28 protein-coding genes and 3 pseudogenes are annotated in these 25,291 nt (G+C 73.3%); 14 read left to right on the top strand and 17 right to left on the bottom strand.

Going from position 1 to position 25,291, the window contains the following annotated elements:
- The first annotated feature begins 59 nt into the window (after positions 1 to 59).
- The gene (locus ACIHEJ_RS05675) at positions 60 to 458 is read left to right on the top strand and encodes a MarR family winged helix-turn-helix transcriptional regulator (protein ID WP_400132355.1); all 399 of its coding nucleotides are present in this window, start codon (positions 60 to 62) and stop codon (positions 456 to 458) included.
- 41 nt (positions 459 to 499) lie between these two features.
- Here the strand turns inward: ACIHEJ_RS05675 and ACIHEJ_RS05670 are convergent, their stop codons facing one another.
- The 5 genes from ACIHEJ_RS05670 to ACIHEJ_RS05650 all read right to left on the bottom strand — a co-directional run bounded on the left by ACIHEJ_RS05670 (position 500) and on the right by ACIHEJ_RS05650 (position 5,041).
- Positions 500 to 1,240, bottom strand: a complete 741-nt coding sequence (locus tag ACIHEJ_RS05670; RefSeq protein WP_400132354.1) for a maleylpyruvate isomerase family mycothiol-dependent enzyme — start codon at positions 1,238 to 1,240, stop codon at positions 500 to 502.
- Positions 1,241 to 1,342: 102 nt separating this feature from the next.
- Positions 1,343 to 2,515, bottom strand: a complete 1,173-nt coding sequence (locus ACIHEJ_RS05665) for an MFS transporter (RefSeq protein ID WP_400132353.1) — start codon at positions 2,513 to 2,515, stop codon at positions 1,343 to 1,345.
- A gap of 238 nt (positions 2,516 to 2,753) precedes the next feature.
- Positions 2,754 to 3,572: a DUF899 domain-containing protein gene (locus ACIHEJ_RS05660; RefSeq protein WP_400132352.1), complete on the bottom strand. Its 819-nt coding sequence runs from the start codon at positions 3,570 to 3,572 to the stop codon at positions 2,754 to 2,756.
- 19 nt (positions 3,573 to 3,591) lie between these two features.
- A complete protein-coding gene (locus ACIHEJ_RS05655; protein WP_400132351.1) occupies positions 3,592 to 4,326 on the bottom strand; it encodes a DUF2182 domain-containing protein in 735 nt (244 codons plus the stop codon).
- On the bottom strand, positions 4,313 to 5,041 hold the full coding sequence (locus ACIHEJ_RS05650; RefSeq protein ID WP_400132350.1) for an SDR family NAD(P)-dependent oxidoreductase: 729 nt from the start codon (positions 5,039 to 5,041) through the stop codon (positions 4,313 to 4,315). Before ACIHEJ_RS05650 ends, ACIHEJ_RS05655 begins: the two co-directional genes overlap by 14 nt.
- Before the next feature lie 381 nt (positions 5,042 to 5,422).
- Between ACIHEJ_RS05650 and ACIHEJ_RS05645 the strand changes: the two genes are divergently transcribed.
- Positions 5,423 to 5,818 carry a luciferase family protein gene (locus ACIHEJ_RS05645; protein WP_400132349.1) on the top strand — a complete coding sequence of 132 codons (396 nt, stop codon included), beginning with the start codon at positions 5,423 to 5,425 and terminating at the stop codon, positions 5,816 to 5,818.
- Between the two features lie 6 nt (positions 5,819 to 5,824).
- On the opposite strand, the gene ACIHEJ_RS05640 is transcribed toward ACIHEJ_RS05645, so the two are convergent.
- Positions 5,825 to 7,285, bottom strand: coding sequence for an amidase (locus ACIHEJ_RS05640; RefSeq protein ID WP_400132348.1), 1,461 nt, complete (start codon positions 7,283 to 7,285; stop codon positions 5,825 to 5,827).
- A 241-nt stretch (positions 7,286 to 7,526) separates the two neighbouring features.
- Here ACIHEJ_RS05640 and ACIHEJ_RS05635 point away from each other — a divergent pair, with 241 nt between their 5' ends.
- Positions 7,527 to 8,276, top strand: a complete 750-nt coding sequence (locus tag ACIHEJ_RS05635) for an MBL fold metallo-hydrolase (RefSeq protein WP_400132347.1) — start codon at positions 7,527 to 7,529, stop codon at positions 8,274 to 8,276.
- Positions 8,277 to 8,355: 79 nt separating this feature from the next.
- A complete protein-coding gene (locus ACIHEJ_RS05630) occupies positions 8,356 to 8,724 on the top strand; it encodes a hypothetical protein (protein ID WP_400132346.1) in 369 nt (122 codons plus the stop codon).
- 88 nt (positions 8,725 to 8,812) lie between these two features.
- On the opposite strand, the gene ACIHEJ_RS05625 is transcribed toward ACIHEJ_RS05630, so the two are convergent.
- The gene (locus ACIHEJ_RS05625; RefSeq protein ID WP_400132345.1) at positions 8,813 to 9,592 is read right to left on the bottom strand and encodes a DeoR/GlpR family DNA-binding transcription regulator; all 780 of its coding nucleotides are present in this window, start codon (positions 9,590 to 9,592) and stop codon (positions 8,813 to 8,815) included.
- A gap of 125 nt (positions 9,593 to 9,717) precedes the next feature.
- Between ACIHEJ_RS05625 and ACIHEJ_RS05620 the strand changes: the two genes are divergently transcribed.
- Together ACIHEJ_RS05620 and ACIHEJ_RS05615 are read left to right on the top strand one after the other, a co-directional pair.
- A complete protein-coding gene (locus ACIHEJ_RS05620) occupies positions 9,718 to 10,599 on the top strand; it encodes an SIS domain-containing protein (protein WP_400132344.1) in 882 nt (293 codons plus the stop codon).
- A 35-nt stretch (positions 10,600 to 10,634) separates the two neighbouring features.
- Positions 10,635 to 11,495 carry a ketose-bisphosphate aldolase gene (locus tag ACIHEJ_RS05615; protein WP_400132343.1) on the top strand — a complete coding sequence of 287 codons (861 nt, stop codon included), beginning with the start codon at positions 10,635 to 10,637 and terminating at the stop codon, positions 11,493 to 11,495.
- A gap of 784 nt (positions 11,496 to 12,279) precedes the next feature.
- Here ACIHEJ_RS05615 and ACIHEJ_RS05610 read toward each other — a convergent pair.
- Entirely contained in the window at positions 12,280 to 13,413 is a 1,134-nt protein-coding gene (locus ACIHEJ_RS05610; RefSeq protein ID WP_400132342.1) for a methyltransferase, read from the bottom strand.
- Positions 13,414 to 13,481: 68 nt separating this feature from the next.
- Between ACIHEJ_RS05610 and ACIHEJ_RS05605 the strand changes: the two genes are divergently transcribed.
- Together ACIHEJ_RS05605 and ACIHEJ_RS05600 are read left to right on the top strand one after the other, a co-directional pair.
- The gene (locus tag ACIHEJ_RS05605) at positions 13,482 to 14,132 is read left to right on the top strand and encodes an alpha-ketoglutarate-dependent dioxygenase AlkB family protein (protein WP_400132341.1); all 651 of its coding nucleotides are present in this window, start codon (positions 13,482 to 13,484) and stop codon (positions 14,130 to 14,132) included.
- A gap of 47 nt (positions 14,133 to 14,179) precedes the next feature.
- Positions 14,180 to 15,418 carry an ROK family protein gene (locus tag ACIHEJ_RS05600; protein WP_400132340.1) on the top strand — a complete coding sequence of 413 codons (1,239 nt, stop codon included), beginning with the start codon at positions 14,180 to 14,182 and terminating at the stop codon, positions 15,416 to 15,418.
- Positions 15,419 to 15,550: 132 nt separating this feature from the next.
- Here ACIHEJ_RS05600 and ACIHEJ_RS05595 read toward each other — a convergent pair whose 3' ends face one another.
- A complete protein-coding gene (locus ACIHEJ_RS05595) occupies positions 15,551 to 16,117 on the bottom strand; it encodes a TetR family transcriptional regulator (RefSeq protein ID WP_400132339.1) in 567 nt (188 codons plus the stop codon).
- An 83-nt stretch (positions 16,118 to 16,200) separates the two neighbouring features.
- Between ACIHEJ_RS05595 and ACIHEJ_RS05590 the strand changes: the two genes are divergently transcribed.
- Positions 16,201 to 17,124: an SDR family oxidoreductase gene (locus ACIHEJ_RS05590; protein WP_400132338.1), complete on the top strand. Its 924-nt coding sequence runs from the start codon at positions 16,201 to 16,203 to the stop codon at positions 17,122 to 17,124.
- 66 nt (positions 17,125 to 17,190) lie between these two features.
- Here ACIHEJ_RS05590 and ACIHEJ_RS05585 read toward each other — a convergent pair whose 3' ends face one another.
- The 6 genes from ACIHEJ_RS05585 to ACIHEJ_RS05560 all read right to left on the bottom strand — a co-directional run bounded on the left by ACIHEJ_RS05585 (position 17,191) and on the right by ACIHEJ_RS05560 (position 20,350).
- Positions 17,191 to 17,415 (bottom strand): hypothetical protein, encoded by a 225-nt coding sequence (locus tag ACIHEJ_RS05585; RefSeq protein ID WP_400132337.1) that lies wholly within the window; start codon positions 17,413 to 17,415, stop codon positions 17,191 to 17,193.
- A gap of 137 nt (positions 17,416 to 17,552) precedes the next feature.
- Positions 17,553 to 17,741 (bottom strand): DUF1272 domain-containing protein, encoded by a 189-nt coding sequence (locus ACIHEJ_RS05580; protein ID WP_400132336.1) that lies wholly within the window; start codon positions 17,739 to 17,741, stop codon positions 17,553 to 17,555.
- A 118-nt stretch (positions 17,742 to 17,859) separates the two neighbouring features.
- On the bottom strand, positions 17,860 to 18,768 hold the full coding sequence (locus ACIHEJ_RS05575) for a phosphotriesterase (RefSeq protein WP_400132335.1): 909 nt from the start codon (positions 18,766 to 18,768) through the stop codon (positions 17,860 to 17,862).
- Positions 18,765 to 19,349, bottom strand: coding sequence for a DUF4865 family protein (locus tag ACIHEJ_RS05570; RefSeq protein ID WP_400132334.1), 585 nt, complete (start codon positions 19,347 to 19,349; stop codon positions 18,765 to 18,767). Before ACIHEJ_RS05570 ends, ACIHEJ_RS05575 begins: the two co-directional genes overlap by 4 nt.
- 15 nt (positions 19,350 to 19,364) lie before the next feature.
- The gene (locus ACIHEJ_RS05565; RefSeq protein WP_400132333.1) at positions 19,365 to 19,754 is read right to left on the bottom strand and encodes a cupin domain-containing protein; all 390 of its coding nucleotides are present in this window, start codon (positions 19,752 to 19,754) and stop codon (positions 19,365 to 19,367) included.
- Positions 19,755 to 19,759: 5 nt separating this feature from the next.
- The gene (locus tag ACIHEJ_RS05560; RefSeq protein WP_400132332.1) at positions 19,760 to 20,350 is read right to left on the bottom strand and encodes a TetR/AcrR family transcriptional regulator; all 591 of its coding nucleotides are present in this window, start codon (positions 20,348 to 20,350) and stop codon (positions 19,760 to 19,762) included.
- Positions 20,351 to 20,517: 167 nt separating this feature from the next.
- Here ACIHEJ_RS05560 and ACIHEJ_RS05555 point away from each other — a divergent pair, with 167 nt between their 5' ends.
- The 4 genes and pseudogenes from ACIHEJ_RS05555 (at position 20,518) to ACIHEJ_RS05540 (ending at position 22,005) form a co-directional block, all read left to right on the top strand.
- A complete protein-coding gene (locus tag ACIHEJ_RS05555) occupies positions 20,518 to 20,808 on the top strand; it encodes an SHOCT domain-containing protein (protein ID WP_400132331.1) in 291 nt (96 codons plus the stop codon).
- Positions 20,805 to 21,552: pseudogene (locus ACIHEJ_RS05550) on the top strand (ABC transporter ATP-binding protein). The gene ACIHEJ_RS05555 and the pseudogene ACIHEJ_RS05550 overlap by 4 nt, the downstream one beginning before the upstream one ends.
- A pseudogene (locus tag ACIHEJ_RS05545) lies at positions 21,549 to 21,802 on the top strand (hypothetical protein); the annotation flags it as partial. The pseudogenes ACIHEJ_RS05550 and ACIHEJ_RS05545, both read left to right, overlap by 4 nt.
- A 35-nt stretch (positions 21,803 to 21,837) precedes the next feature.
- Positions 21,838 to 22,005: a hypothetical protein gene (locus ACIHEJ_RS05540; RefSeq protein ID WP_400132330.1), complete on the top strand. Its 168-nt coding sequence runs from the start codon at positions 21,838 to 21,840 to the stop codon at positions 22,003 to 22,005.
- A gap of 725 nt (positions 22,006 to 22,730) precedes the next feature.
- Here ACIHEJ_RS05540 and ACIHEJ_RS05535 read toward each other — a convergent pair.
- A pseudogene (locus tag ACIHEJ_RS05535) lies at positions 22,731 to 23,276 on the bottom strand (ATP-binding protein); the annotation flags it as partial.
- Positions 23,277 to 23,506: 230 nt separating this feature from the next.
- Positions 23,507 to 23,830 carry a hypothetical protein gene (locus tag ACIHEJ_RS05530; protein WP_400132329.1) on the bottom strand — a complete coding sequence of 108 codons (324 nt, stop codon included), beginning with the start codon at positions 23,828 to 23,830 and terminating at the stop codon, positions 23,507 to 23,509.
- Positions 23,831 to 24,137: 307 nt separating this feature from the next.
- Between ACIHEJ_RS05530 and ACIHEJ_RS05525 the strand changes: the two genes are divergently transcribed.
- Positions 24,138 to 25,268: a PLP-dependent cysteine synthase family protein gene (locus tag ACIHEJ_RS05525; RefSeq protein ID WP_400132328.1), complete on the top strand. Its 1,131-nt coding sequence runs from the start codon at positions 24,138 to 24,140 to the stop codon at positions 25,266 to 25,268.
- The last annotated feature ends 23 nt before the right edge of the window (positions 25,269 to 25,291 follow it).

Raw genomic sequence — 25,291 nt, 5'->3', positions numbered from 1 at the left:
CGAATGCAAACGCATTTAATTACGGTGCAATAATTCCGTTCCTCTGCTACGGTGCGCTCATGGCGGCGAAGAAGGCCGAGCGGGCGCTCGTGGAGGAGTGGCGGGACATCCTGGCCCTGCACGCCCGCACCCAGTGCGAGCTGGACCGGGTCCTGCACGGACACGGTCTGTGCGCCAGTGACTTCGAGGTCCTCGACGTCCTCGCCGAGGGCGGGGCGGCGGACGGCGGCTGCGGTTACCGGGTGCAGGAGATCTCCGACCGGGTCCACCTCAGCCAGAGCGCGCTGTCCCGGCTGATCGGGCGCCTGGAGAAGGACGGCCTGGTCGAGCGGGCGATCTGCCCCGAGGACCGGCGCGGGGTACGCGTGGTGCTCACGGCGAAGGGGCGCGCGCTGCACGGCGACGTACGGCCGGTGCAGCGCGCGGTGCTGGCCCGGATGCTGGACGCAACGGGCTGACAGGGCGTCAGTTCCCCCGCGTCCCGCTACCCGAGGGGGCGTCAGATGCCCGACTTCTCACGCCACAGGGCCGCGAGGGACTGATCACCGGTCGCGCTCGGCAGCGGCACCCGGTTCCACAGCGCCAGGTACAACTGGTCGGCCGCGCCCGACAGTTCGGCCTCGGCCTCCCCGGTCGCCGCTCGCACGGTCACCGGCGGTTCCGCCGTGAGCCGTACGGTCCACACCGCGTCCGCTCCTGCGTCCACCGCGCGTACCCGCAGCACGCGCGTCCCCTCGGTGCGGACCCGGCTCCTGGGCCGGGCGTGGAAGCCGCGCAGCAACTCGTCGATGCCGTCGACCGCGAAGTCCGTCGCGACCGGGGACGGCGAACCGCCCCGCGCGGCCTCGGCGTCGTGCCGGTGCACGGTCGTCTCGTGTGCCTGCCGCCGCGTCCAGAACGCGAGCGGTGACGGGCTGGGCGCCGGAAGGAAGGTCCAGCACTCCACGTCGTCCGGCGCCGCCGCCAGGGTGTCCACGAGCAGACGGTGGCTGTCCCGGTACCAGGTCACCAGTTCGGCGCCGTCGAGGTCGGGCGCCTCGCCGAGGGGGCGCGGCTCGGCGCGGCCGTCGGCGACGAAGGCGGCGGCCCAGCGGTGCACCGCGCCGGTGTGCCGCAGCAGGTCGCGCACCTGCCACTCCGGGCATGTCGGCACCTTGGCGTCGGTCCCCGCCTCGGCGGCGGCCGCCGCGAGCAGGCGCCCCTCGCGGTCGAGGGTCTGAAGGAAGTCGGCAGTCTCCATGAGGGTGAGTCTCCCGGATGAAGTGCCCTCGAAGCGCGGCCATTTCCGGCGCGGGCGCGGATGCGGCACCCGACGGCCCGCCGAGCTTCCGCCGCTGAGGTGTCAGCCGCTCATCGCGCGCCGCGTCGACACCCCGATCACGGTGGCCACGGCGGCGAGCGCGGCCACGCTCGTGAGCGCGGCCGGCAGCGAGAACCAGTCCGCCATGAACCCGATCGCGGGCGGGCCGAGGAGCATGCCGCCGTAGCCCAGCGTGGAGGCGACGGCGACGCCCGAGGGCCCGGCCAGCGCGCCCGCCCGCTCCACGGCGACCGGGAAGAGGTTGGCGAGCCCGAGTCCGGTGACGGCGAAGCCCGTCAGCGCCGCCCACACCGACGGTGCCAGCGAGCCGAGCAGCATGCCCACCGCCGCTACGGAGCCGCCCGCGATCACGGTGCGGGCGCGGCCGAGACGCTCCAGCAGACTCGTGCCGGTCGCCCGGCCCACGGTCATGGCCAGCGCGAAACACGAGTATCCGGCCGCCGCCAGGCCCGACGGGGCCGCCAGATCCTGCTGCAGGTGGAGCGCGCCCCAGTCGGCCATGGCGCCTTCGCCGTAGGCCGTGCACAACGCGACCAGCCCGAAGACGACGACCAGCCCCCGGGTGCGGCCGCCCGGCCGGCGGACCGCGTCGGACGGCTCGGTGGAAGGGCGGTCCGGCGGCACCGGAGGGCCGTGCCGGAGCAGGGTCCGCCCGGCGACGGCGGTGACCAGCAGCCCGATCAGGGCCAGACCGAGGAGATGGCGGGTGGGGGAGAGCACGCCGGCCACCAGTCCGCCGAGGCCCGCGCCGATCATTCCGCCGAGGCTGAACGCGGCGTGGAAACTGGGCATGACCGGCCTGTGCAACGCGGCCACCAGGTCGACGGCCGCGCTGTTGAAGGCGACGTTGATACCGCCGTACGCGGCGCCGAAGAGGAGGAGCACGGCGCCGAGGGCGGCCGCGGAGTGGGTGAGCGGGGGCAGCGTGACGCTGAGGGAGAGCAGGACCGCGCAGACCACGGTGACCGGATGGCTGCCGTACCGGCGGCAGAGGCGGCCGATGAGGGTCATGGTGACGACCGCTCCGGCGGAGACGCCGAGCAGGGCGAGGCCCAGGGCGCCGGCGGAGGCGCCGGTCTGTTGCTTGATGGCGGGGATGCGCACGACCCAGCCGGCGAAGACGAAGCCGTCGAGGGCGAAGAAGGCGGCGAGGGCGATACGGAGTCGGGTGAGGTCGTCACCATGGCCCGGCACGACACTGTGCGAACGGGTTTTGTTTATTAGCGGCACAAAGTCAGGCTAGGCGGGGTCCGGGTCGCCGGGCAAGCCGGTTGCCGGGGCGGGAGGGGGAGCGGGTCGCGTGCGGCGGGGGGAGGGCGGGCGGGCGGCGTCGCGTCGGCGGAGGCGTCGGACAGGTGGCCGACCCGGGCAGCCGCACACGCTCCGAGGCGCCCGAGCCCCCGTCGGTGTCACGGGGCGGCAGCCCGGGCCGTCAGGCGCTCCCGCCGCCCGTGGCCTGAGTTCCGGACGCCGCCCGCGCGGCTGCCGTGCCGTCGTACTCGTCGTGGCGGCGCCACCACAGGCCGGTCTCGTTGCGGCCGAGCGGCGCGCGGTCGAGCCACGGGTACATGCCCCACAGGGCGTCGAGCCCGCGCTCGTACGTCGAGTAGGTGTGGTGCACCACCCCGTCGTCGAGCACGAACGCGCTCATGCCCGGGCCCTCCCGCCGGTAGGTCTCCCAGTCCGTGCCCACACTGGCCGCCATCCGGGTCAGTTCCCCGCCCTCTTCGCCGGGCGGCAGCCGGAAGTCCAGACCGTCACGGTAGTTGTACGAGACGGAACCCGACCGCCACTCCTCCTCGGTGTGGGCCACTCCGAAGTCGTGGTTGAAATCGCTGCCGTACGACGACGCCCAGGGGAAGCTCCAGCCCATCCGCTCCTTGTACGCCCGCAGCTTCGCGAGCGGGGCCCGCGACACCGCGCAGAGAGTGACGTCGTGATGCGCGAGGTGGACGACGAAGCCGTCGAAGCCGTCCGCGATGGCCGAGCAGGGCGGGCACCCGGCCTGGTAGTCGGGGCCGAACATGAAGTGGTAGACGAGAAGTTGCGAGCGGCCGTCGAAGAGGCCGGCGAGGGACGCCGGGCCACGGTCGGTCTCGAAGCGGTACTCCTTGTCCACACGGACCCAGGGCAGCTCCTGCCGTCGCCGGGCCAGTTCGTCGCCCCGCCGGGTCAGGGCCTTCTCCGCCTCGAGCAGATCCAGCCTGGCCGCGAGCCACTCCTCCCGGGTTCCGGTCCTGTGATCGGTCATGGTGGTGTGCCTTTCTTGCTCACATCGACGGTGTGGGGCCCGGTACGGCCCACGGTGCGACGACGATCAGCAGCCCGAGTCCGACGATCGCCAGTGCCACCGGCACGTCGAGCGCGGCCCTCGCAGGCAGCAGCCTCTGCGCGAGGACCACGACGGTGACGAGCGACATCCAGATGGCGCTCATGACCCCGAGGGCCACCGGCACCAGCATCAGCCCGATGCCCGAGCCGACACAGGAGAGCCCGAACGCGAACCCGGAGCGGGCGGCCGCACGGCAGCGCCGGCGGCAGTGCCGCTTGAACGGCGTCACCTCGTAGAGGCCCGCCGCGATCACCACTGCACCGGCGGCGAACGTCCCGTGCGACCGGTACACCGCGTACGCGGCGCCGCCGAGCAGGGCCCATACGACGAGGTACGCCCCGACGAACAGCGGCACCGCACGCCACCGGCGACCGCCGCCGGAGCGGGCCGGCCCCAGGGCCGCCGGTGACGCTCCCGGCAGCATCATCGCCGCGGTCATCGGCACCCACAGGGCGGCGAACGCTCCGAACGGCCCGAGCCCGGTCGCGACACCCATGTCCATCGCGCCGCCCATCCGCCGGACCGTGACGACCCAGGACACAGCGGCGAGCCCGAGCGTCACGGTGAACCCGAGTACCGCCGCGCTCCCGAGCGGTACCGCCGGGAGCCCGGCGGCGCCCGGTATGCCGGCGACGTCGCCGCGGGCCGGATCCGGCAGCTCAGGCCTGGTCATCCCGGGCCACCGACAGCTCCGCATGCCGCCGCTCCAGGGACTTGCCCACCCCGCCGCGCCAGGCCTCGGCCACCGCCCCCGCCAGCGGATCGGGGAAGATGTCCTCCTCGCCCTTCTCCACCCCGTCGAAGACCGCCCGGGCGACGGATTGCGCGGAGGTCTTCGGGACGTGCAGGGCCCGGGTCATGTCGGTGTCCACGGGCCCGGCCAGGACGGCGTGCACACGCACGCCCCGTCCCGCCAGCAGGGCGCGCAGCGACTGGGTCAGGGAGAACGCCGCCGCCTTCGAGACGGAGTAGGCCGGAAGCAGGGGCAGGGCGGCGAGAGCGTTCAGCGACAGATTGTTGACGATCGTTCCCCGCGAGCGGAGCAGCGGCGGCAGGAACGCCTGGATCACGTCGTAGGTGCCGAACAGGTTGACGGCCAGGTGCCGTTCGAGTGCGGAGCGGTCGGCCAGGTCGTCGGCCACCGCGATGCCGGCGTTGTTGACCAGGAGATCGAGGTCGTCCACCTCCTCCGCCGCCCGGCGCAGCCGGTCCGCGTCGGTCACGTCCAGCAACAGCGGCACGACCCGCTCGTCCGCATGACCGAGCGGCGCGCGGGTACCGGCGTAGACCCGTTTCGCGCCCCTCTTCAGGGCCTCCTCCACCAGCGCCCGGCCGATGCCGCGATTGCCTCCGGTGACCAGGACGGCACTGTCCGCGATGTTCGCCATGGTGTCGGTCTCCTCCCTCGTTTCTCATGATTGCGCGGTTGAATTCCCGTCGCTTGTTGAACACGACCGGCGCGAGGAAGTCACCGGTGAGTTTCCGGCCCGGGCGGCATCTCGGCCGTCACCCGCTCCGGTGACAGCGGCCTGCACCCCGGGCCCGGGCCGCCAGCCAGTCCCCGGCGAGCTGCACACATGTGCCCGGATACCGCCCTGACCTGCCGGGACTTGGGGACCCGCCCGGGGCCGCCGAGGTCAACGCCGGGCGACGCCGCCCTCGTTCGGTGGGCATCGGGTGGGCGTGAACGCGTTCCCCGGGCGGATACAGGTCGGTTAATGCTTGCTCACGAGCTGGTTGCAAGCGGGTGAGCGGGCCATGATGGGCCCATGACGTTGGCCTCGCGCGCGCTCGCGCAACTGGCGACCTGGCCGGACCTGCGACAGGCCGTCCCGAGCTGCGGCCTGGGACAGGCCGTGAGTTCGGCCCAGGGCGAGATCGCCCACTTCCACTCCGACCGTGATGTCGATCTGCGGCTCACCGACCGGGCCATCCGGCGGTTCGCCAAGGACCTCAAGGGCTCGGGTGCGATCAGGATCGTGCCCGGTTCGCAGTGGGTGACCCTGCGCCTCGACGCCGCGAGCGACGTCGACCTTCTGCTGACCCTGGTGAGCGTGGCGCTCCAGGCCCAGCAGACCTGGCCCGACCCGGCCGACCGCCCGGTGGTGGGGTGCAACGACCAACGCGGTGCGGGTTTCGTCAGTGCGGACCACAGCGGAACCTGACCCGGGTCACCGGCCGTGCTCCGGTGCCTGGAAGCCGCCGATCTCCCGCTCGAGCAGTTCGGCCAGTCGCAGCGGGGTGCGGTCCTCGAACATCGGACCGATGATCTGCACACCCACCGGCAGACCCTCCGGGGACCTGCCCGCCGGTACGGCGGTGGCGGGCAGGCCGGGCATCGTGGCCAGACCGGCCCAGACGAGCTGGTCGAGATAGGGGTACCCGACGCCGTCGATGTCGATCCGGCGTTCCATCAGGTCGGGGTGGTGGTCGTGCGGGAACGCGGGCGTGGGCGTGACGGGGCACACCACGGCGTCGAACTCGGCGAACAGCTGCCGCCAGCCGTGGCGGTGGAGCTCACGACGGCTGTTCACCTCGATCCAGTCGCGGTGGCTGAGCACCGTGCCGCGCAGCCGCTCCGCGTCCAGACTCCGGTCGTCCGCGCTCAGCTCGGCGGCGCGGGCCCGCAACTGTTCGTACGCCTCGACGGGGAAGCGCGCTGCGGTGCTCGAGAACAGCAACCGCGTGTAGATCACGGCGGCTTCGGCCAGGTCGGGCAGCAGCGGGCTGTGCCGTTCGACGCGGGCACCGCCGTCGACCAGCGCCCCGGCCACCCGTGTCACGCCCGCCCGCACAGCGGCCCCGGTCGGAATGAGCGGATGCTCGTCCAGGACCAGGACCCGAAAGTCGCCGAGCCGCCCGTGGCGCGCCGGCGGCAGCGCCACGTCGTGCGCCACACCGAAGGTCAGCGGGTCCGGTCCGGCCATCACGTCGAGCAGGAGCGCGAGGTCACGGGCAGTGCGGGCCATCGGACCGACGACGGCGAGGTCGAGGTCGGCCGGCAGGGCCGGCGTGGACGGCGGGACCATACCGCGGTGCGCCGCCAGCCCGAGGGTCGGCTTGTGCGCGTAGACACCGCAGAAGTGTGCGGGGGTGCGCAACGAGCCGCCGATGTCCGAGCCGATGGACAGCGCGCCGAACCCGGACGCCAGGGCCGCCGCCGATCCACCGGAGGACCCACCCGGCGTACGACCGTGATCCCACGGGTTGTTGGTGGTGCCGTAGATCTCGTTGAAGCTCTGCACATCCTGCAGCCCCAAGGGCACGTTGGTCTTGCCGAGCACGACCGCGCCCGCGGCCTTCAGCCGCGACACCTGCACCGCGTCCTCGGCCGGCACGTAGTCCCGGTGCGGCGGCATGCCCCAGGTCGTGGGCAGCCCGGCGACGTTGAAGGACTCCTTGACCGTCACCGGAATGCCGAGCAGCGGCCGGTCCTCACCGCGGGCGCGTGCCCGGTCGGCGCCGCGCGCGGCGGCCCGCGCACGGTCGAAGTCCGGCACACAGATCGCGTTGATCGCCTTGTCGTCCCGCTCGACCCGGGCGATCGCCTCGTCGGTCAGTTCCGCCGAAGTCACTTCACCGGCACGCAGGGCAGCCGCGAGTCCCTCGGCAGTCGCACGATTCCACTCCATGGACGCGACCGTAACGACCTCTGCCGACGGCCACGAAATACCTTTTCTCACAAGGGGGTTGCAGGTCTCACGCGCGTCGTCCGGATGCGGCGCGGCGGACCACTCGGAGAAGCGTCCGGCGCGGTCGGCCCCGACGGGAGGAAGCACTTCGCCAGGGTCCCCGGCACCGACCTCTCGCTCGCGCCCCACGCCCGGATAATGCCTGCGCTCGATCACGGCATGACGGCTACTGTGCCTCGGTATGCGACTGACCGTTCTCGGCGGCTGCGGGGCGTGGCCCACCGCAGTCCAGGCATGCAGCGGCTACCTGGTCGAGCACGCGGGCTTCCGCCTCCTCGTCGACCCGGGGTACGCCACGCTGCCACGCCTGCTCGCGCACCACACCGTCGACGCCATCGACGCCGTGCTGATCAGCCACGGGCACCCCGACCACTGTGCCGACCTCAACCCCCTGCTGCGTGCTCGAGGTCTCGGTGACACGCCACCGCCGTCGCTCCCGGTCTACACGCCTCACGGCGCGGCCGATGCCGTTCTGGCACTCGACAGACCGAGCATGCTCGCCGAGGCGTTCCACCTTCACGAGTTCCAGCCCGGCGACCGGTTCGACATCGGCCCGTTCAGAACCGACACGTGGCTCCTGCCGCACTTCGTGCCCAATGCCGGCATCCGGCTGACCACGCCGGATGCCGTGCTCGCCTACACCGGCGACACGGGTCCGAGCCCCGACGTCCTGCGTCTCGCCCAAGGTGCCGACCTGCTGTTGTCGGAAGCCACGTACATCCACGAGGTGCCGGTCGCCGACGCACCGTATCTGCTGACCGCGCGACTGGCCGGCCAGTACGCGAGCCGAGCGGACGTCGGCAGACTCATGCTCACCCACCTGTGGCCGGGGACGGATCCGAGAGCCGCACACGAAGCAGCCGCGCAGGCCTTCCGGCAACCCGTCGACGTCGCCACCCCGGGGCTCGTCATCGGGGTCGCCGGTGCTTGAAGCCGACGTCCAGGGGCAAGACAGGGTGTCCGCTGTGCGATGGGGGGATCGTCCCGCCCGGATCCGGTGCACAGCCGCCGTGTACGTGGTCGGATTCCTGGAAGGGACGGCAGCGCACGCGTACTTCCTGGTGACGGGTGGTCTCAGCGCGTACGACTACGCGCCGACGTTCGTCCAACTGCTCTTCCACTCGCTTCTGTTCGTCGACCCGCTGGTCGCACTGGCGATCATCCGTGGCCGCCCTGGTGGCCCCATGTTCGCTTCCGTGGTCATGCTCGCGGACGTGGCCGGCAACTGGAGCGGCGCGTGGCGCGCGGTCATGAGGCACCCCACCGAGTTTCTCCGTCCGGCAGGGCTGTTGCCGATCACACTCTTCGGCGTCTTCGTCCTGCTCACGGCGCTTCCGCTCCATCGAGCTCTGGCGCAGAGGGAGCAGCCGGGCGGCTGACCGGCTTGCTACAGGAACTGCCCGAGGTCCGCGACGGCATCGAGGAGTGACCGCCCCGGGCGAGCCGGCCCGCGGGTGCGCCCCCGGATCACACCGCGAGGACCCGCACGCCCGCCTCCTCGAAGCGAGCAACCGTTTCCTCGTCCACCGCCGAGTCCGTCACGAGTGTGTCCACCAGTTCCGCTCCGCAGATCCGGGCGAAGGCGCGCTGGCCCAGCTTGCTGGAGTCGGCGGCGACCACCACCCGCTCGGCACGCTCGCACAGCAGCCGGTTGATCGCGGCCTCCGCCTCGTCGTGCGCCGCCGCGCCGTGCGTGACGTCGAAGGCGACCACGCCGAGCACGGCCACGTCGAGCGTGATCTGACCGAGCACCCCGTCCGCGAGCGGGCCGATGAGCTCGTACGACTGCGCACGCGCCACCCCGCCCGTCACCACTATCTTGAACTGGGGCCGCACGGCGAGCTCGTTGGCGATGTTGAGCGCGTTGGTGACGACGGTCAGCGCCGGTGAACCGGTGGACAGATCGCCGCGCACGGCCAGGGCCCGGGCCACCTCCGTGGTGGTCGTACCGCCGGTCAGCCCCACCGCCTCGCCCGGCGCGACGAGGTCGGCCACCGCCTTGGCGATGCGCTGCTTCTCGGAGGCGCGGCGGGCCGTCTTGTAGCGCAGGGGAAGCTCGTACGACACCCCGTGCACCACCGCTCCGCCCCGGGTGCGGACCAGCATCTGCTGCTCGGCGAGCTGGTCGAAGTCCCGGCGGATCGTCGCGGCCGACACAGCCAGTTCGGCCGCCGCCTCCTCGACGTCCAGCCGGCCGCGCTCCACGAGCAGTTCCAGCAGCGCCTTCCAGCGGGCGTCCCGGGACATCCGCAGCCTCCGTTCTGAAGTCCTCCCGGTGACCCTAGCGCACCTCACTGTGCGCCGAGATGCTTGATTGTGCTCGAAAGCTCGCTATATCTTGCAGGAACAATCAGCAGGGAGAGGGTGTGGGCATGACCCATGTCGAGGACGAGCTGAACAGCCAGCCCGAGTGCTGGACCCGCGCCGCCGAGCAGGCCGGACGGCACGCGGCGGCGCTGCCGGCGCCGGGGGAACGGGTCGCGATCGTGGGGTGCGGGACCTCGTACTTCATGGCCCAGGCGGTCGCCGCGCTGCGCGAGGGCGCCGGACAGGGGGAGACCGACGCGTTCGCCGCCTCCGAGTTCCCGTACGGGCGGTCGTACGACCGGGTCGTCGCCCTCACCCGCTCCGGCACCACCACCGAAGTGCTGGACCTGCTCGGGCAGGTGAAGGGACGTACGCACACCACGGCCCTCACCGCCGACCCCGCGACCCCGGTCATGTCGGCCGCCGACGACCTCGTCGTCCTGGACTTCGCCGACGAGTGCTCCGTCGTGCAGACCCGGTTCGCGACCACCGCCCTCACCCTCCTGCGTGCCCACCTCGGGCTGCACACCGACGCCGCCGTCGCCGACGCGCGGACCGCCCTCGCCACTCCCCTTCCCCAGGGGCTGGTCGCCTGCACCCAGTTCACCTTCCTGGGGCGCGGCTGGACCGTCGGACTCGCCAACGAGGCCGGCCTGAAGATGCGCGAGGCCTCCCTGTCCTGGACCGAGGCCTACCCGGCGATGGAGTACCGGCACGGCCCGATCAGTGTCACCACCGACGGCACGGCCACCTGGATGCTCGGCGAGGCGCCCGACGGGCTCGCCGAACAGGTCCGCGCCACCGGCGCGCTGTGGATCGCGGGCGGCCTCGATCCCCTCGCCGAACTCGTCCGCGTCCAGCGGCTCGCCGTCGCCGTGGCCGCCGCCCGGGGACTGGACCCGGACCGGCCGCGCCATCTCACCCGCTCGGTGATCCTCGCCTCCTGAAACCCGCCGTCCCGCGCTCCGGAAGGACACCGCACGTGCCCCTTGCGTCCACCGGCGAGCTGGTCGGACGGGCCCTCACGGCCCGCACCGCCGTCGCCGCCTTCAACATCATCACCCTGGAACACGTCGAGGCCGTCGTCGCCGGCGCGGAGTCGGCCGGTGTGCCCGTCGTCCTCCAGGTCAGCGAGAACGCCGTGAAGTTCCGCTACGGGCGGCTCCTGCCGCTGGCCCGCGCCGCCGCCGCCGTGGCCGAAAGGGCCACCGTGCCCGTCGCGTTGCACCTGGACCACGTGCAGAGCGACGACCTGCTGCGCCAGGCCCCCGGCGCCGGGTTCAGCTCGGTCATGTACGACGCGGCCCGCCTGCCGTACGCCGACAATCTCGCCGCGACCCGGGCCGCCGCCGACTGGGCACACGCCCAGGGGCTCTGGATCGAGGCGGAGCTGGGGCAGATCGGCGGGAAGGACGGCCGGCCCGCGCTGGACGCCCACGCGCCCGGCGCCCGCACCGACCCCGACCAGGCCCGGGACTTCGTCGCGGGGACCGGCGTCGACGCGCTGGCCGTCGCCATCGGCAGCGTGCACGCCATGACCACGCGCACCGCCACCCTCGACCACGGCCTGCTCAAGCGGCTGTCCGCCGCGGTGGCCGTCCCGCTCGTCCTGCACGGCTCCTCCGGCGTGCCGGACGACGGGCTGGTCGCGGCGGTCGCGGGCGGCATCGCCAAGGTCAACGTCGGCACCGCCCTCAACATCGCCATGACCGGCGCCATCCGGGACTTCCTCGCCGCCCACCCCGAGGCCGTCGACTCCCGGAAGTACCTCAGCGTGGGCCGCGAGGCGATGGCCCACGAGGTCGGCCGCATCATCACGGTTCTCACCGCCACACCCACCTGACCGGCAGCCGCCGCCCATCTCACGTCCTTCGGCAGCCGGCCGGCTGTCCACTTCGGATGTCCACTTCGCCCGGCCGCTGGAGGACCTCCTGCCCCGACGACCCGACGACCCGACGACCCGACGACCCGACGACCTGACAACCCGACGACCCGACGACCCGACGAACGGCCCTCCGCTCCGGCTCCCGGCCGACCGGCTGTCCGGTTCCGGCGAGCCGCCGGTCGGCTGTTCGCTTCGGTCCCTGGTCGGCTCGGCCTTCGTCTCGGCCGAGCGTCGAAGGGTCCACCGCGGTCGATGGGCCGCCGAGCGCCCTTTCCGCCTCGGCCGACCGCTCCCGCCCCCGCTGACGGGCGGGCCGACCGCCGGCCGGCCCTCCGCTCCCGCCCCCGCTGACGGGCGCTCCGTCCCGGCGAGCCGCCGTAGGGCTCTGCGCCTCTGACGGCCCTCGGACAGCCTTCCGCTTCATCCCCCGGCCGGCCGGCTCTCCGAGGCCCGGCCGCCGAACGCCCCTTCCGCCCCGATCAGCGGCCGGACGGCTCTCCGCCTCGGCCGGCCGCCGGACGGTCTGCCCCGGACTGCCGCCGGGTGGTCCTCCGCCCCGGACCGCTGTCGGACGGTCCTCCGCCCCGGCGAGCCGCCGGACGCACCCCGCTTCAACCCTCCGCCGGGCGGCTCAGCGCGTAGGTCAGCTGTCGAACAGCCCTTCCGCGCCGGCCCGTCAGCCGGCTCGTCGTTCCGGTGAGCCACCGGACGTGGTCGCCGGAATCGGCCTCGACCGTGCCGGTCAGCGCTTCTTGACGGCCCTCAGCACCACGAACTTCGGGTTACCGGCGACGAGTTCGCTGTTGCCGAACAGGCGCCGCAGCTTCACGTGGTAGCCCAGGTGCCGGTTCCCGATCACCCACAGCTCACCGCCCGGGCGGAGTGCGCGCTCGGCCCCGCTGAACATGCGCCACGCCGTCGCGTCCGTGGTCGCCTGGTGGGAGTGGAACGGCGGGTTGTTCAGCACCAGGTCCACGCTGCCGGGCGCCACCCCGGCCAGCCCGTCCCCGACCCGGAACTCCGCGTGCCCCGGCACCCCGTTGGCCTTGTACGTCGCCTCCGCCGAGGCCACCGCCTGGAACGACTCGTCCACGAACAGCACCTCCGCCGCCGGATCGGCCAGCGCCACCGCCGTACCGACGACGCCGTTGCCGCAGCCGAGGTCCACCACGCGGCCCGCGCCCGGTCCGGGCAGGTGGTGCAGGAAGAAGCGGGTGCCGATGTCGAGGCGGTCGGCGCAGAAGACGCCCGCGTGATTGACGACCGTGCGTCCCGACACCGCGCCGATGCCCTCAGGCAGCGCGTAGCTGTACGGCCACGGATTCGCCGGGCGCTGCAGCGCCGGGTCCGGGGTGCAGAAGATCAGGCGCGCCTTCTGCTGGGCGAGCGAGGTCCGGGTCGGTCCGAGGATCCGCTCGAACAGGTCGAGCGTGGAGGTGTGGATCTCCTTCACCATGCCGGCGCCGACGACCACCGTGCCCGCGTGCACGGCGGGCGCGAGCCGCAGCAGCTGGTCCTCCAGCAGCGCCAGACTCTTCGGCACCCGCACCAGCAGCACGTCCACCCGCTCCGGCGGCGGGTCCTGGGTGGTCAGCAGCTGCACGGCACCCGGTTCGACCCCGGCCCGCGCCAGGTTCGCCCGGGTCGCCTCCTGACTCAGGAAGGAGTCCGTGATCTGCTTCGGCCCGTGTTCCGCCAGCGCCGTGACCAGCGCGCCCCAGCGGTCGCCGACCACCACGACCGTCCCCGTGAGCGGCACCCCCTCCTCGGCCAGATGGCGCAGCAGGTACGCGTCGGACGCGTCCCAGGCACGCAGCCGGTCGCGGGGATCCTCGGGGAAGCGGGCCAGCTCGACCTCGCCCCACGGTGTCGTCATACGGTCGCTCATCGTGCGTCCAGGCTAGCGGAGCCGCAGCTCAGGGACGGTACGGCAGGATGGGGTACATGGACGCGGAGCTGTTTCCCCGGGAGCGCGCCAAGGTCGTGCCGGGCGCCGTGCACGTCCCGGACTGGCTGGACGCCGACCGCCAGCGCCGCCTGCTCACCGCCTGCCGGGAGTGGGCGCTGCCCCCGGCCGGACTGCGCACGGTCCGCACCCCGGGCGGCGGCACGATGACCGCCCGTCAGGTCTGCCTGGGCTGGCACTGGTACCCGTACGCCTACGCGTGCGTGGCCGTCGACGGCGACGGTGCGCCCGTGAAAGCGTTCCCGGACTGGCTCGGGGAGCTGGCCCGCCGCGCGGTGGCCGACGCCCTCGGCCCGGCGGCGGTACCGACCGCGTCGTACGACATCGCGCTGATCAACTTCTACGACGGCGACGCCCGCATGGGTATGCACCGCGACGGCGACGAGCACGCGGACGCACCGGTGGTCTCGCTCAGCCTCGGCGACACCTGCGTGTTCCGCTTCGGCAACACCGAGACCCGGACCAGGCCGTACACCGACGTGGAGCTGCGCAGCGGGGACCTGTTCGTCTTCGGCGGGCCGTCCCGGCTCGCCTTCCACGGCGTGCCGCGCGTGCGACCGGGCACGGCACCGGCCTGGCTGGGCCTGTCCGGACGGCTCAACATCACCCTGCGCGTGAGCGGGCTGTAGCGGCGGCGCAGGCCACGACGGTTCCGGATCATGGGAGACTCGCCCTCATGAGCGGCAAGGCGGACCCCCGGACGGCGGGGGAGAGGACCACCTCGAGGGCGCGGCTGGATCGCGGGCGTGGGGCGCTCGGACCCGCGCTGGAGCTGGTGCACACCGGACGGGCGCCGACCCGGGCCGTGCTCACCGCCGAACTCGGCGTCACCCGGGCGACGGCCGGTGCGGTGGCCGCCGAACTGGAGGCGCTGGGCCTGATCCGGGTGGACGCAAGGCCGAGCGCGCCGGCCGGTGCCCAGGGGCGGCCCTCGCACCGGCTGGAGGTCGCGCAGGACGGTCCGGTGGTCCTGGCGGCACAGGTGCACGCCGACGGCTTCCGGGCCGCGCTGGTCGGGCTCGGCGGGCGGATCGTGGCGACCGCGCCCGGCTGCGAGACCGTCGACGCCGACCCGGCGCAGGTCCTCGGCTCGGTCGTCGAGGCGGGCGCCGAACTCCTGCGCGCCACCGGCCGCCGCTGTGTCGGCGCCGGGCTCGCCGTCCCCTCCGCCGTCGCCGAACCCGACGGCCTCGCCCTCAACCCCCTGCACCTGGCCTGGCCCGTCGGCGCCCCTGTCCGGCGGATCTTCGCGGAGTGCGTGCGCGCCGCCGGTATCACCGGCCCCGCGTTCGCTGCCAACGACGTCAACCTCGCCGCGCTCGCCGAACACCGGCACGGCGCCGGGCGGGGTGCCCGGGACCTGCTGTGCGTGGCCACCGGGCACCGGGGCGTCGGCGGCGCCCTGGTCCTCGACGGCCGTCTGCACACCGGCAGTTCGGGCCTCGCCCTGGAGGTCGGCCACCTCACGGTCAACCCGGAGGGCCGCCCCTGTCACTGCGGCAGCCGGGGCTGTCTGGACGTCGAGGCGGACCCGCTGGCCCTGCTCGTCGAGGCGGGCCGCGAGCCGGGACCCGAGGTGTCCCTGCTCCAGCAGGCCAACGACCTGCTGCGCACCCAGTACGACGACCCCGCCGTCCGCATGGCTGCGCAGGCACTGATCGACCGCCTGGGCCTCGGCCTCGCCGGCCTGGTCAACATCCTCAATCCGGACCGGATCATCCTCGGCGGGCTGCACCGCACGCTGCTGGACGCCGACCCCGGCCGGCTGCGCGCGGTCGTCGCCGACCGCAGCCTGTGGGGCCAGAGCGGCGGCGTCCCGATCCTGCCCTGCACGCTGGACCACAACAGCCTCGTCGGGGCGGCCGAACTGGCCTGGCAGCCGGTGCTGGACGACCCGCTGGGGGCGCTGCGGTGACGGTTCCCCCGACCGGCACGTGACCCTGTCGGTCCAGCTGGTCCGAGACCGTCGGCGAGCCGGTCGAGGTCGTCCGGCCCGAGAGCCTCGATCAACCGGTCACCGAGACCGCCGGCTCCCCGACGGCGGCCCTCAGCGGGCCGCGGTCACCGCCCTGAGCTGCTCCAGTGACTCCCGCATCACCTGCGCCATTGAGCGCTTCTCGGAGTCCGCGATCCAGCGTTCGAAGCCGACCTTGAAGACGGCCATCCCCGCCTCCGCCGTCAGGCTCGCGGCAGGCTCCGTGACCCCGCGCCGGCGCAGGGTGCCGGCGAGCGCGGCCGACATCGAGGCGAGCTTGATCAGCTCGCGCTCCTGGAGCTCCGCGTTCGCCACGATCACCGCCTGACGGGTCCGCGCGTGCTCGCGCCGGTCGACGAAGAACTCCGAGAGCGCGTCGAGGCCCACCGCGACCGCGTCGATCGGCGCCACGGACGCCGGGGCGCCGGCGACCGCCCGCACGAACAGCTCCTCCAGCTCGCTCGCGCCCGCGAACAGCACCTCGCGCTTGTCGGTGTAGTGCCGGAAGAACGTGCGCTCCGTGAGCCCGGCCCGCTTGGCGATCTCCGCCACGGTGGTCTGCTCGAACCCGCGCTCGCTGTACAGCTCCAACGCCGCTTTCGCCAGGCGCTCGCGTGCGTTCGGCTCCCATCTACCCATGCGCCGATCTTACGTGATGACAGAAGCTGACATCAGGTGTAGCGTCGATGACAGTTACTGACATCAACGTCTGGAGTGCTCCCATGCGCATCTTCGTGACCGGCGCGTCCGGCTGGATCGGCTCCGCACTCGTGCCCGAACTGATCGACGCGGGCCACCAGGTCCTCGGGCTCGCCCGCTCGGAGGTCTCCGCCGCCGCGCTCACCGAGGTCGGGGCGGAGGTCGTCCGCGGTACCGTCGACGACCTCGACACCCTGCGGGACGCGGCCACCGCATCGGACGGCGTGGTCCACCTCGCCTTCAAGCACGACATCGCCTTCTCGGGCGACTTCCAGGGCGCCGCGGAGGCCGACCGCCGCGCCGTCGACGCCCTCGGAGAAGCGCTCGACGGCACCGGCCGGCCGTTCGTCATCGCCTCCGGCGTGGCCGGGCTCGCCCCTGGGCGAACGGCGACCGAGCGGGACATGCCCACGATCGACGGGTCTCCCGTCTCGCTGCGCTCGGCCACCGCCCAGGCGGTCCTCGCGTTCGCCTCCCGCGGCGTGCGCTCGTCCGTGGTGCGGCTCTCCCCGACCTGCCACGGTGACGGGGACAACGGTTTCATGGCGACCCTGGTGGCCACCGCCCGCACCAAGGGCGTCTCCGGCTACCTCGGTGACGGCACCAACCACTGGCCGGCCGTCCACCGCCTGGACGCCGCCCGCCTGTTCCGGCTGGCGGTCGAGAACGCCCCCGCGGGATCGGTGCTGCACGGCGTCGCGGAGGACGGCGTCCGCATCCGTGACATCGCGGAGGTGATCGGCCGGCACCTCGACGTCCCGGTGACCTCTGTCGCCCCCGAGGCCGCGGCCGGGCACTTCGGCTTCCTGGCCGGCTTCCTGGGGCTGGACGCGCGGGTGTCGAGCGACCTGACCCGTGAACTCGTCGGCTGGGAGCCGATCCACCCCGGCCTCCTCGCCGACCTGGACAAGGGCCACTACTTCCACACCCCTGCCCCCACCGCCTGACGCGCGCCGCGCACGACCACCGGTCTCAGCGATCTCCGCGCGGACCGCCGTGCACGCCCACCGGTCTCAGCGGTTCCCACCACGGGACCGGCGGGCGTCGCGCTCGGCAGCGGCATGCCACCAGCCGGGCGGGGACGGTCCGGTGACCCTCGCGGCCGGCTGGTCGGGATGGAGCCCCAGCCGGCGCAGTGCGTCGGAGTCGACCTGGACGTCGAACCATCCGTGCCAGTGGCCGTCGGCGCCGACCCCGCAGGCGAGCCCCCAGCGAACCTCGTCCGGGGCGAACGGCATCCGGTCGATGCCCCGGTCGCGCAGTCAAGCGCGCACGGCAGCCATCGGCGGGCGACAGCCCGGCAGGTTCTCGTATGCCGCGACGCAGATCCAGTCGGCCCTCGGTGTCCGCATGGGGTCATGCTGCCGGACTCCGGTCAGGCGGTCCGGGCCGCCCGGCGGGGCCGAGCGACCAGTTCCCCGCCGCAGTTGGGGCAGACCTGCCCCAGCGTCTCGCCGCACGCCTCGCAGAAGGTGCACTCGTACGAGCAGATGCGGGCGGGACCGTCGGCCGGCAAGGGGGCGGCCGTACAGCGCTCGCAGCGGTCGCGCATCTCCAGGGCCATGGCGGTGTCGTCTCCTCGGGGTGGGGCGGGTGGCCGTCGCCTTCCATCCTCCCGTCGGCCGTGGAAGCCGCCAACGACCGCAAGAGCCGGGCAACCGCAGGATCGGGCCACCGCCCGCTCACTTCCAGTCGACCGCGAACGCCTGCCCGGGATGGACCCCGAGGACGCGGTCGACCAGCTGCGCGCCCAGCGCCTGTGTCAGCCGCGGCCGCACCCGGCGCAACAGGTACGGCATCCCGGGGCCGCCGTCGACCGACCGTGCCCCGGCGACCACCGTGTCGCCGCCGAGCAGCAGCCGGTCCGCGAACCCGGCGTCCGCCAGGGCCCGTAGCGCCTCCGGCATCCGCCAGTCCGTGGCGTGATGGGCATGGGACGGCCCGTCGAAGGCCAGCCAGCAGCCGGACTCGGCGGCCTGCCGCTGCACCACCGGGTCGGGGAATCGGTTCAGGTGGCCCAGGACGACCCGGTGCCCAGGCACCCCCAACTCGCCGCACAGCAGGTCGAGTACGTCCAGCGCGCCGGTGCCCAGCTCCAGGTGGACGGCGATGGGCGCGCCGGTGGCGTGGTGGGCCTCGGCCGCCGCCGCCATGGTCCAGCGGGCGTGCGCGTCGAGCGCGTGGAAGCCGCCCGCCACCTTGATCAGACCGGCCCGGACACCGGTGGTCCCGATGCCCTCGGTCAGTTCCGACACGAACACCTCGGCCAGCCGGCCGCGCAGCCCGTCCAGCGTCTGAGCCGCGTAGTGCGCGGCCTGGTGCAGTCCCGTGGCGCAGACCAGCCGTACACCGGTGGCCCGGGACAGCGCCGGCAGGTCCGCCGCCCGCCGCCCCATGCCGTACGGGGTCCACTGCACGACGGCCGCGCCGCCCGCCGCCCGGAAGGCGGTCAGCTCGGCCTGTGCCGCGTCGATGTCGTCCAGTTCCCGGCCGGGCAACTGCGGGCTGCGCAGGAAGAGATGGTCGTGCGCGTCGCACACGCCGAGTTCCCCGGGCCGGACGTCGCCGAGGACGGTACGGACGCGGCTCACCACTGCCGACCGCGGGGGAGCCGGTCCCGGCCGGGGGCGGACAGGTGCAGCACCTGGAAGAGGTCCCCGTCGGCCTCGGGCGTGTCGTGCTCCCAGAGGGAGAAGTGCACGACCTCCCACGCGCGCGTGTCCACGGCCGCGGCCGCCAGCACCGCACCGTCCGCCGCGGCCAGTCGTGTCGTCCCGGCCGCGGCGTCCGCCATGAACGCGGCCAACTCCATGCCGTCCGGCACCACTCGGCGCCGACGCAGGGCGAACGCGGGCAGGGACCCGGCCGCGGCGCCCTCCTCGAACGCCAGGCCCGTCCACTGCCGGACCGCCGGTCGCCCGAAGTCGTCGACAGGCCCCTGGAAGGCGCCTCCCCACAGGAACCTGTTCATGCCCTCCAGGGTGTTCCAGAGGTAGAACGGCCCGTACTGGTTCACCGGGGAGCCGTGCACCCCGCGCTCGCGCAGCAGGTACGTCTTGATGCCGAGGCCCTCCCAGCCGTCCAGCAGATGCCCGACGCGGGCTACGCGCGCGCGGATGACGCCCATGTCGTAGTCCGCGGGCAGGGTGAACTCGTACTGCATGGCGTGCATGTATCGATTCCCTTCTCAGGCGGGGTAGTCGTGCACGTGCTCGTGCCACTCGGTCGTCGTGCCGTCCTCCGCCGCCTCCACGACCGCCAGGTGGCTCATGAAGGTGCGCGGTCCGGCACCGTGCCAGTGCCACTCGCCCGGTTCGATCCACACCGTGTCGCCCGCGCGGATCTCCTCGACGTCACCGCCCTCGCGCCGCACGAGCCCTTCTCCCTCCAGGACGTGCAGCACCTGCCCGTGCGGATGCCGGTGCCAGGCCGTGTGGGCGCCGGGTGCGAAGTGGACGGCGAACATGCGCAGCCGGGACGGGGCGGCGGGCGCGGCGATCTCGTCCAGCCAGACCGTGCCGGTGAAGTTCTCCGCTGGGCCCTGCTGCGTGTCGGGGCGTCGTCTGGTGATGTGCACGTGCCTCAGTTCTCCTGTCCGGAAGTCCGGGGGGCGAGCAGGGAGAGCAGGCCGCGGACCCCGGCGTCGAAGGCCGCGGGGGAGCCGGAGGCGCGGGCGAGGACGTAGCCGCCCTGGACCGTGGCGAGCACGGCCGCGCCGATCTCCTCGCCGTCCAGCTCCGGCGCGAACTGCCCTTGCCGCTTGCCCTCGTCGACGATTTCGGCGATGCGCTCCCGGATGCACGCGATCGTCTCGTCCACCGGCGCCCGAAGCTCGTCGCTGGCGATCACGTCCGGGTCCATGGTCAGCCGGCCGACCGGGCAGCCGCGCAGCACGTCACGCTCGCGCAGCAGGTACGCCTCGATCCGTTCGTACGGCGTGCCCGGCCCGCCCAGGACGCGCTCGGCGGCGGCGCGCAGCTCCTCGGCGGTCCGCCGGATCGCCGCCAGGGCGAGATCCGGCTTGCCCTTGAAGTGGTGGTACATGCTGCCCTGGCCCGCGCCCGCGCGCTCCAGGATCGCCTTGGGGCTGGTGCCCACGTACCCGCGCTCCCACAGCAGCTCACGGGTGGACTCGATCAATCGTTCCGGGGTGCTCATGAACCCACTGTACATACTAGTAGTTACAACTCGCCAGTCCTGCGAGGAGCAGCCGCACCCCGTCCCCGTACTCCCCGGGAGGTACGCGCACTGCCGCCGGCCGCACGACGACCCGTACCCCCTGCCGGAGGGAGTCTCGGGACATCGCCCGAAGACCACGGCCGACGAGGAGTTGACCCGAGATGCAGACCCTGGCGACCTGGGACGGGGGACCCGGACCCTGGATCTTCCTCCCGCTGATCTGGGCGGCCGTCGTGATCGGCGCCGTCACCTTCCTGCGCCGCACCGCATGGCGCGGGCGCGGCGGCGTCCCCTGGCGGCCGCTGGACGCGGCACGCCCGGCGGGCGACTCGCCGCTCGCCGTCCTCGGCCGCCGCTTCGCCTCCGGGGAGATCGACGAGGACGAGTACTGGCGCCGCCTGTCCGTCCTGGAGGAGCAGTTCGGCCGCACCGGCAAGGGCGGTGGGGCATGACGGCGACGGCGCTGCGGGCCGCGGCCCGCGTGGTGGACGCGGTGAAGGTGTACGGCGCCGGGGACACCGCCGTACGCGCCCTGGACGGCGTCGACGTGGCCTTTCCCGCCGGACAGTTCACCGCGATCATGGGCCCGTCGGGCTCGGGCAAGTCCACCCTCATGCACTGCGCGGCCGGGCCTCGACACGCTCACCTCGGGCGCCGTCTGGATCGGCGACACCGAGCTGGGCGCGCTGGACGACCGCCGGCTGACCCTGCTGCGCCGCGCCCGGGTCGGCTTCGTCTTCCAGGCGTTCAACCTGGTGCCGACGCTGACCGTCGCGGAGAACATCACACTGCCGCTGGACCTGGCCGGCCGGAGCGGTGACCGCGAGTGGATCCACGCGCTCGTCGATGTCGTCGGGCTGCGCGACCGGCTGCATCACCGTCCCTCGGAGCTCTCCGGCGGCCAGCAGCAACGCGTGGCCGTGGCGCGGGCGTTCGCGGGCCGGCCCGACGTCGTGTTCGCCGACGAGCCGACCGGCAACCCCGACTCGCGTTCCGGTGCGGAGGTCCTCGGCCTGCTCGGCCGGGCGGTACGGCAGATGGACCGCACGGTCGTCATGGTCACGCACGACCCGGTGGCCGCCGCGCACGCCGACGAGGTGCTCTTCTTCGCCGACGGACGCCCGGTCGACCGGATACAGGCGCCGACCGCCGACAAGGTGCTGGACCGTACGAAGGCCTTCGAGGTGCGGGCATGAACGCATCGCTCCGGCTCGGCCTCACCTCGCTGCGCGCGCACCGGCGTCGGTGCGCCGGTACCTTCGTCGACGCTTCCTGGGCGTCGCCTTCCTGACCGGCACCCTCGTCATGGGCGACACGCTCCGGGCGAGCTTCGACAGCATGTTCGGCGAGGCCACCAGCGGCACCGACGCCGTCGTACGCGGCGCCGACGCCATCACCACGCCCAGCGAGGCGCAGGGCGCCCGGCGGCCCGTGCTCATCTCCCTGGACTCGGCCTCGGCGCCTTCCTCGGCTGGGTGCTGGTGACGGCGTCCGACGGCGCGAGCGACACCGCGTTCGCCTTCGCGCTCCCGCCGACGCGGCTCGCCGTGGTGGCGCTCGTCGGCCTCACGGCCGGCGCCCTCGCGGGCCTGCGCCCGGCCCGACGGGCGGCCCGCCTGGGCGTGTTGCGGGCGATCGCGACGGAGTGAGGGGTGAGGGCGGCCACGCATGGGTCAGGGGTCGGGCCGAGGTCCGGTGGGGCGCCTGACGCACAAGGGGATCGTGTCCCGCGCCACGATCGGGGCGGGTCGCGTCACGCACGACGATCGGGGCGGGTCGTGTCTCGCGCCACGATCGGGGCGGGTCGTGTCTCGCGCCACGATCGGGGCGGGTCGCGTCACGCACGACGATCGGGTCGGTCGCGTCACGCACGACGATCGGGGCGGGTCGTGTCTCGCGCCACGATCGGGGCGGGTCGTGTCTCGCGCCACGATCGGGTCGGTCGCGTCACGCGCGACGATCGGGTCGGTCGCGTCACGCGCGACGATCGGGGCGGGTCGTGTCTCGCGCCACGATCGGGGTGGGTCGTGTCACGCACGACGATCGGGTCGGTCGCGTCACGCGCGACGATCGGGTCGGGTCGTGTCTCGCGCCACGATCGGGGCGGGTCGCGTCACGAACGACGATCGGGTCGGGTCGCGTCACGCACGACGCACGACCGCGGACCGGGCCGCCGCCTGTCGAGCCGGGCGAGGGCACCGCCCGGTCAGCCGGGAACGGCCGACCGGGCGGGAGCCTTCCGTCCCGTCGCTGCGGGGGCGCCGGTCACGGCAGAAGCGGCAGCCGCGGCCGTGACCGGAACACCCGGGGCCACGGTCGCCGGGGTCGCGGCCGGAACTCCCGCGCCCACGCTCGCCGCAGTCGTGACGGGAGTCCCGGCGGCCACGCTCGCCGCGGTCACCAGCGGTGCGCTCGCGGGCGCCACCGCCCTGACGGGGGCGGGCTCCGGAGCCGACGGCACCTCGGCCGTACGGCGCCGGGCGCGGGCCGCGTGGGCGCGCACCGCCGCCGGGGCGGGCAGCGTGAACCACACGACCTTGCCGTTCTCGCCGTCCGGCCGCGCACCCCAGCTCTCGCTCACCGCGGCCACCATCGCCAGCCCCCGCCCACAGGTGGCCAGCGGGGTGGCGTCCGGCGCGTCCGCGCCGTCGGCCAGCACCGGAAGACGCGGATCGTGGTCGCGCACCGAGACCGTGAGCCGCTCCGGCAGCAACTCCAGCTCGACGGTGCACGACTTGTCGGGCCTGGCGTGCCGGTGGACGTTGCTCAACAGCTCCGTCACACCGAGCGCGGCCCGGTCTATCAACGGGTCCATATGCCAGTAGCGCAACTGCGCAGATACGATTCTGCGGACCTGGCCGATCCGCGACGGCAGGGCTTGGAGCTCCACCGTGCAGTGCCTGCTTGGGTGACTGATCACGGCTGCGACTCCCCGGTGTAGAGGTCCGGAAGGGACCGGAAGAACACGGAGAACAACGGATCCAGCAGGATGCCCCCGTCCATGCGGCCGCCTGCTGTCGTGGCCGGCGGGCTGGTTCGCAGCGTTATCGCCGGTAAACCCAGAGTGACGTGAGACCAGCGTGACGCAGCGGATGCCCTCCCGCAACTCGCCGCGCCCGCACGAACACCGTGCGCTGACGCCGGGTCCGGTCAGCCGCCGCGCCCGGCCGCCCGCCGCACGGCCTCGATGAACCGCCGGGCCGCGGGCGGCCCCGGCTCGCCCGGAGCGGGGTCGTCCTCGCCCAGCCGCAGCAGGTACCGGTTGCCGTTCAGATCGGCCAACGCCCGGTCCTCCGGCGCGAACCAGGGCTTGGACGCACGTACCGCCTGCACCGGCGCACTGTCGATCTCGCTGCCGTAGCTGGTGAGCAACTCCAGCCTGCCGTCGTTGATCCGGACCTGCCCGGCCCGGGTGAGCGAACGCATGCGCTTGCCGATCCGCACGCCCGTGGCCGTGAACTCCGGCTCCGCCATCCTTCGCCGCCCCCTTGCGCGTGTTCCCGTGCTCCCGTGTGCGCCCCCGTACGGGACGACCGTCCCGACACGCGTGCAGTCTGCCCCGATGTGGCGTGGAGCACCAGTACGCCCGGGGCGCATGCGACGGACTCCCGGAGCACTCGCGCCAATGCGCCCCCGGCACGCCTCGCACGCCTGTGCCCCAGGGTGTCTTTGGGTGGCTGAAAGATGCGTTTATGCAGGTGGGGAGCGGTGTGAAAGGCGCCTATGCTCGAAGTGCCGGCCGCGCGAGACGTCGTCGGCGCCCAGCCTAAGGAGTCCCGCCGTGAGCACCACCTCCCAGACCCGGACCGGCGCCACCCTCGACGTCGACCGCAGCGACGCCGCCTACCGCGACTGGCTGAAAGAAGCCGTGCGCAAGGTGCAGGCCGACGCGAACCGATCGGCGGACACCCACCTGCTGCGCTTCCCGCTCCCCGAGCCGTGGGGCATCGACCTCTACCTCAAGGACGAGTCGACCCATCCCACCGGCAGCCTCAAGCACCGCCTCGCCCGCTCCCTGTTCCTCTACGGTCTCTGCAATGGCTGGATCCGCCCGGGGCGCCCGGTGATCGAGGCGTCCAGCGGCTCGACGGCCGTGTCCGAGGCCTACTTCGCCAAGCTGATCGGCGTGCCCTTCATCGCGGTGATGCCGCGCACGACGAGCGCGGAGAAGTGCCGTCTGATCGAGTTCCACGGCGGCCGCTGCCACTTCGTGGACGACTCCCGGAAGATGTACGAGGAGTCCGCCCGCCTCGCGGTGGAGACCGGCGGCCACTACATGGACCAGTTCACCTACGCGGAGCGGGCCACCGACTGGCGCGGCAACAACAACATCGCCGAATCCATCTTCCGCCAGCTGGAGTTGGAGCGGTTCCCGGAGCCCACCTGGATCGTCGCCACGGCGGGCACCGGCGGCACCTCCGCGACGCTCGCCCGGTACGTCCACTACATGCAGTACGACACCCGGATCTGTGTGGCCGACCCGGAGAACTCCTGCTTCTTCGAGGGCTGGACCACCGGCGATCCGGACGTCACCTGCGACTGCGGCTCCCGGATCGAGGGCATCGGCCGGCCGCGCATGGAACCGAGCTTCGTGCCCGGCGCGATCGACCGGATGATGAAGGTCCCGGACGCCGCGAGCGTCGCCGCCGTACGCGCACTGGAGCGGGCCATCGGCCGCAAGGCCGGCGGGTCGACGGGGACCGGGCTGTGGAGCGCGCTGAAGATCGTCTCGGAGATGGTGGCCGAGGGTCGCCGGGGCAGCGTGGTCACGCTGCTGTGCGACCCGGGGGACCGGTACCTCGACAAGTACTACTCGGACGCGTGGCTCGAGGACCAGGGCCTCGACATCACGCCGTACGCGACGGCGATCGAGACCCTGCTGGCGACGGGTGTGTGGCCGGACCCGTCCTGACAGGCGCGCCTGGCCGGCTGCCC

It is taken from the genome of Streptomyces sp. NPDC052301 (genome assembly GCF_044593395.1).
In the GTDB taxonomy this organism is placed as follows: domain Bacteria; phylum Actinomycetota; class Actinomycetes; order Streptomycetales; family Streptomycetaceae; genus Streptomyces.
Note: the sequence above shows the minus strand (reverse complement) of the source record. Positions and strands in the feature narration are given on the sequence as shown.

Bases quoted from the DNA above. Each gene is read 5' to 3' on its own strand.
- ACIHEJ_RS05580 (WP_400132336.1), bottom strand. From the start codon at position 17,741: ATGGCCCTGGAGATGCGCGACCGCTGCGAGCGCTGTACGGCCGCCCCC.
- ACIHEJ_RS05670 (WP_400132354.1), bottom strand. From the start codon at position 1,240: ATGGAGACTGCCGACTTCCTTCAGACCCTCGACCGCGAGGGGCGCCTG.
- ACIHEJ_RS05620 (WP_400132344.1), top strand. From the start codon at position 9,718: ATGACCCATGTCGAGGACGAGCTGAACAGCCAGCCCGAGTGCTGGACC.
- ACIHEJ_RS05635 (WP_400132347.1), top strand. From the start codon at position 7,527: ATGCGACTGACCGTTCTCGGCGGCTGCGGGGCGTGGCCCACCGCAGTC.
- ACIHEJ_RS05555 (WP_400132331.1), top strand. From the start codon at position 20,518: ATGCAGACCCTGGCGACCTGGGACGGGGGACCCGGACCCTGGATCTTC.
- ACIHEJ_RS05605 (WP_400132341.1), top strand. From the start codon at position 13,482: ATGGACGCGGAGCTGTTTCCCCGGGAGCGCGCCAAGGTCGTGCCGGGC.
- ACIHEJ_RS05530 (WP_400132329.1), bottom strand. From the start codon at position 23,830: ATGGCGGAGCCGGAGTTCACGGCCACGGGCGTGCGGATCGGCAAGCGC.
- ACIHEJ_RS05645 (WP_400132349.1), top strand. From the start codon at position 5,423: ATGACGTTGGCCTCGCGCGCGCTCGCGCAACTGGCGACCTGGCCGGAC.
- ACIHEJ_RS05675 (WP_400132355.1), top strand. From the start codon at position 60: ATGGCGGCGAAGAAGGCCGAGCGGGCGCTCGTGGAGGAGTGGCGGGAC.
- ACIHEJ_RS05660 (WP_400132352.1), bottom strand. From the start codon at position 3,572: ATGACCGATCACAGGACCGGAACCCGGGAGGAGTGGCTCGCGGCCAGG.
- ACIHEJ_RS05560 (WP_400132332.1), bottom strand. From the start codon at position 20,350: ATGTACAGTGGGTTCATGAGCACCCCGGAACGATTGATCGAGTCCACC.
- ACIHEJ_RS05655 (WP_400132351.1), bottom strand. From the start codon at position 4,326: ATGACCAGGCCTGAGCTGCCGGATCCGGCCCGCGGCGACGTCGCCGGC.
- ACIHEJ_RS05650 (WP_400132350.1), bottom strand. From the start codon at position 5,041: ATGGCGAACATCGCGGACAGTGCCGTCCTGGTCACCGGAGGCAATCGC.
- ACIHEJ_RS05625 (WP_400132345.1), bottom strand. From the start codon at position 9,592: ATGTCCCGGGACGCCCGCTGGAAGGCGCTGCTGGAACTGCTCGTGGAG.
- ACIHEJ_RS05570 (WP_400132334.1), bottom strand. From the start codon at position 19,349: ATGCACGCCATGCAGTACGAGTTCACCCTGCCCGCGGACTACGACATG.
- ACIHEJ_RS05600 (WP_400132340.1), top strand. From the start codon at position 14,180: ATGAGCGGCAAGGCGGACCCCCGGACGGCGGGGGAGAGGACCACCTCG.
- ACIHEJ_RS05590 (WP_400132338.1), top strand. From the start codon at position 16,201: ATGCGCATCTTCGTGACCGGCGCGTCCGGCTGGATCGGCTCCGCACTC.
- ACIHEJ_RS05640 (WP_400132348.1), bottom strand. From the start codon at position 7,285: ATGGAGTGGAATCGTGCGACTGCCGAGGGACTCGCGGCTGCCCTGCGT.
- ACIHEJ_RS05595 (WP_400132339.1), bottom strand. From the start codon at position 16,117: ATGGGTAGATGGGAGCCGAACGCACGCGAGCGCCTGGCGAAAGCGGCG.
- ACIHEJ_RS05610 (WP_400132342.1), bottom strand. From the start codon at position 13,413: ATGACGACACCGTGGGGCGAGGTCGAGCTGGCCCGCTTCCCCGAGGAT.
- ACIHEJ_RS05585 (WP_400132337.1), bottom strand. From the start codon at position 17,415: ATGCCGTTCGCCCCGGACGAGGTTCGCTGGGGGCTCGCCTGCGGGGTC.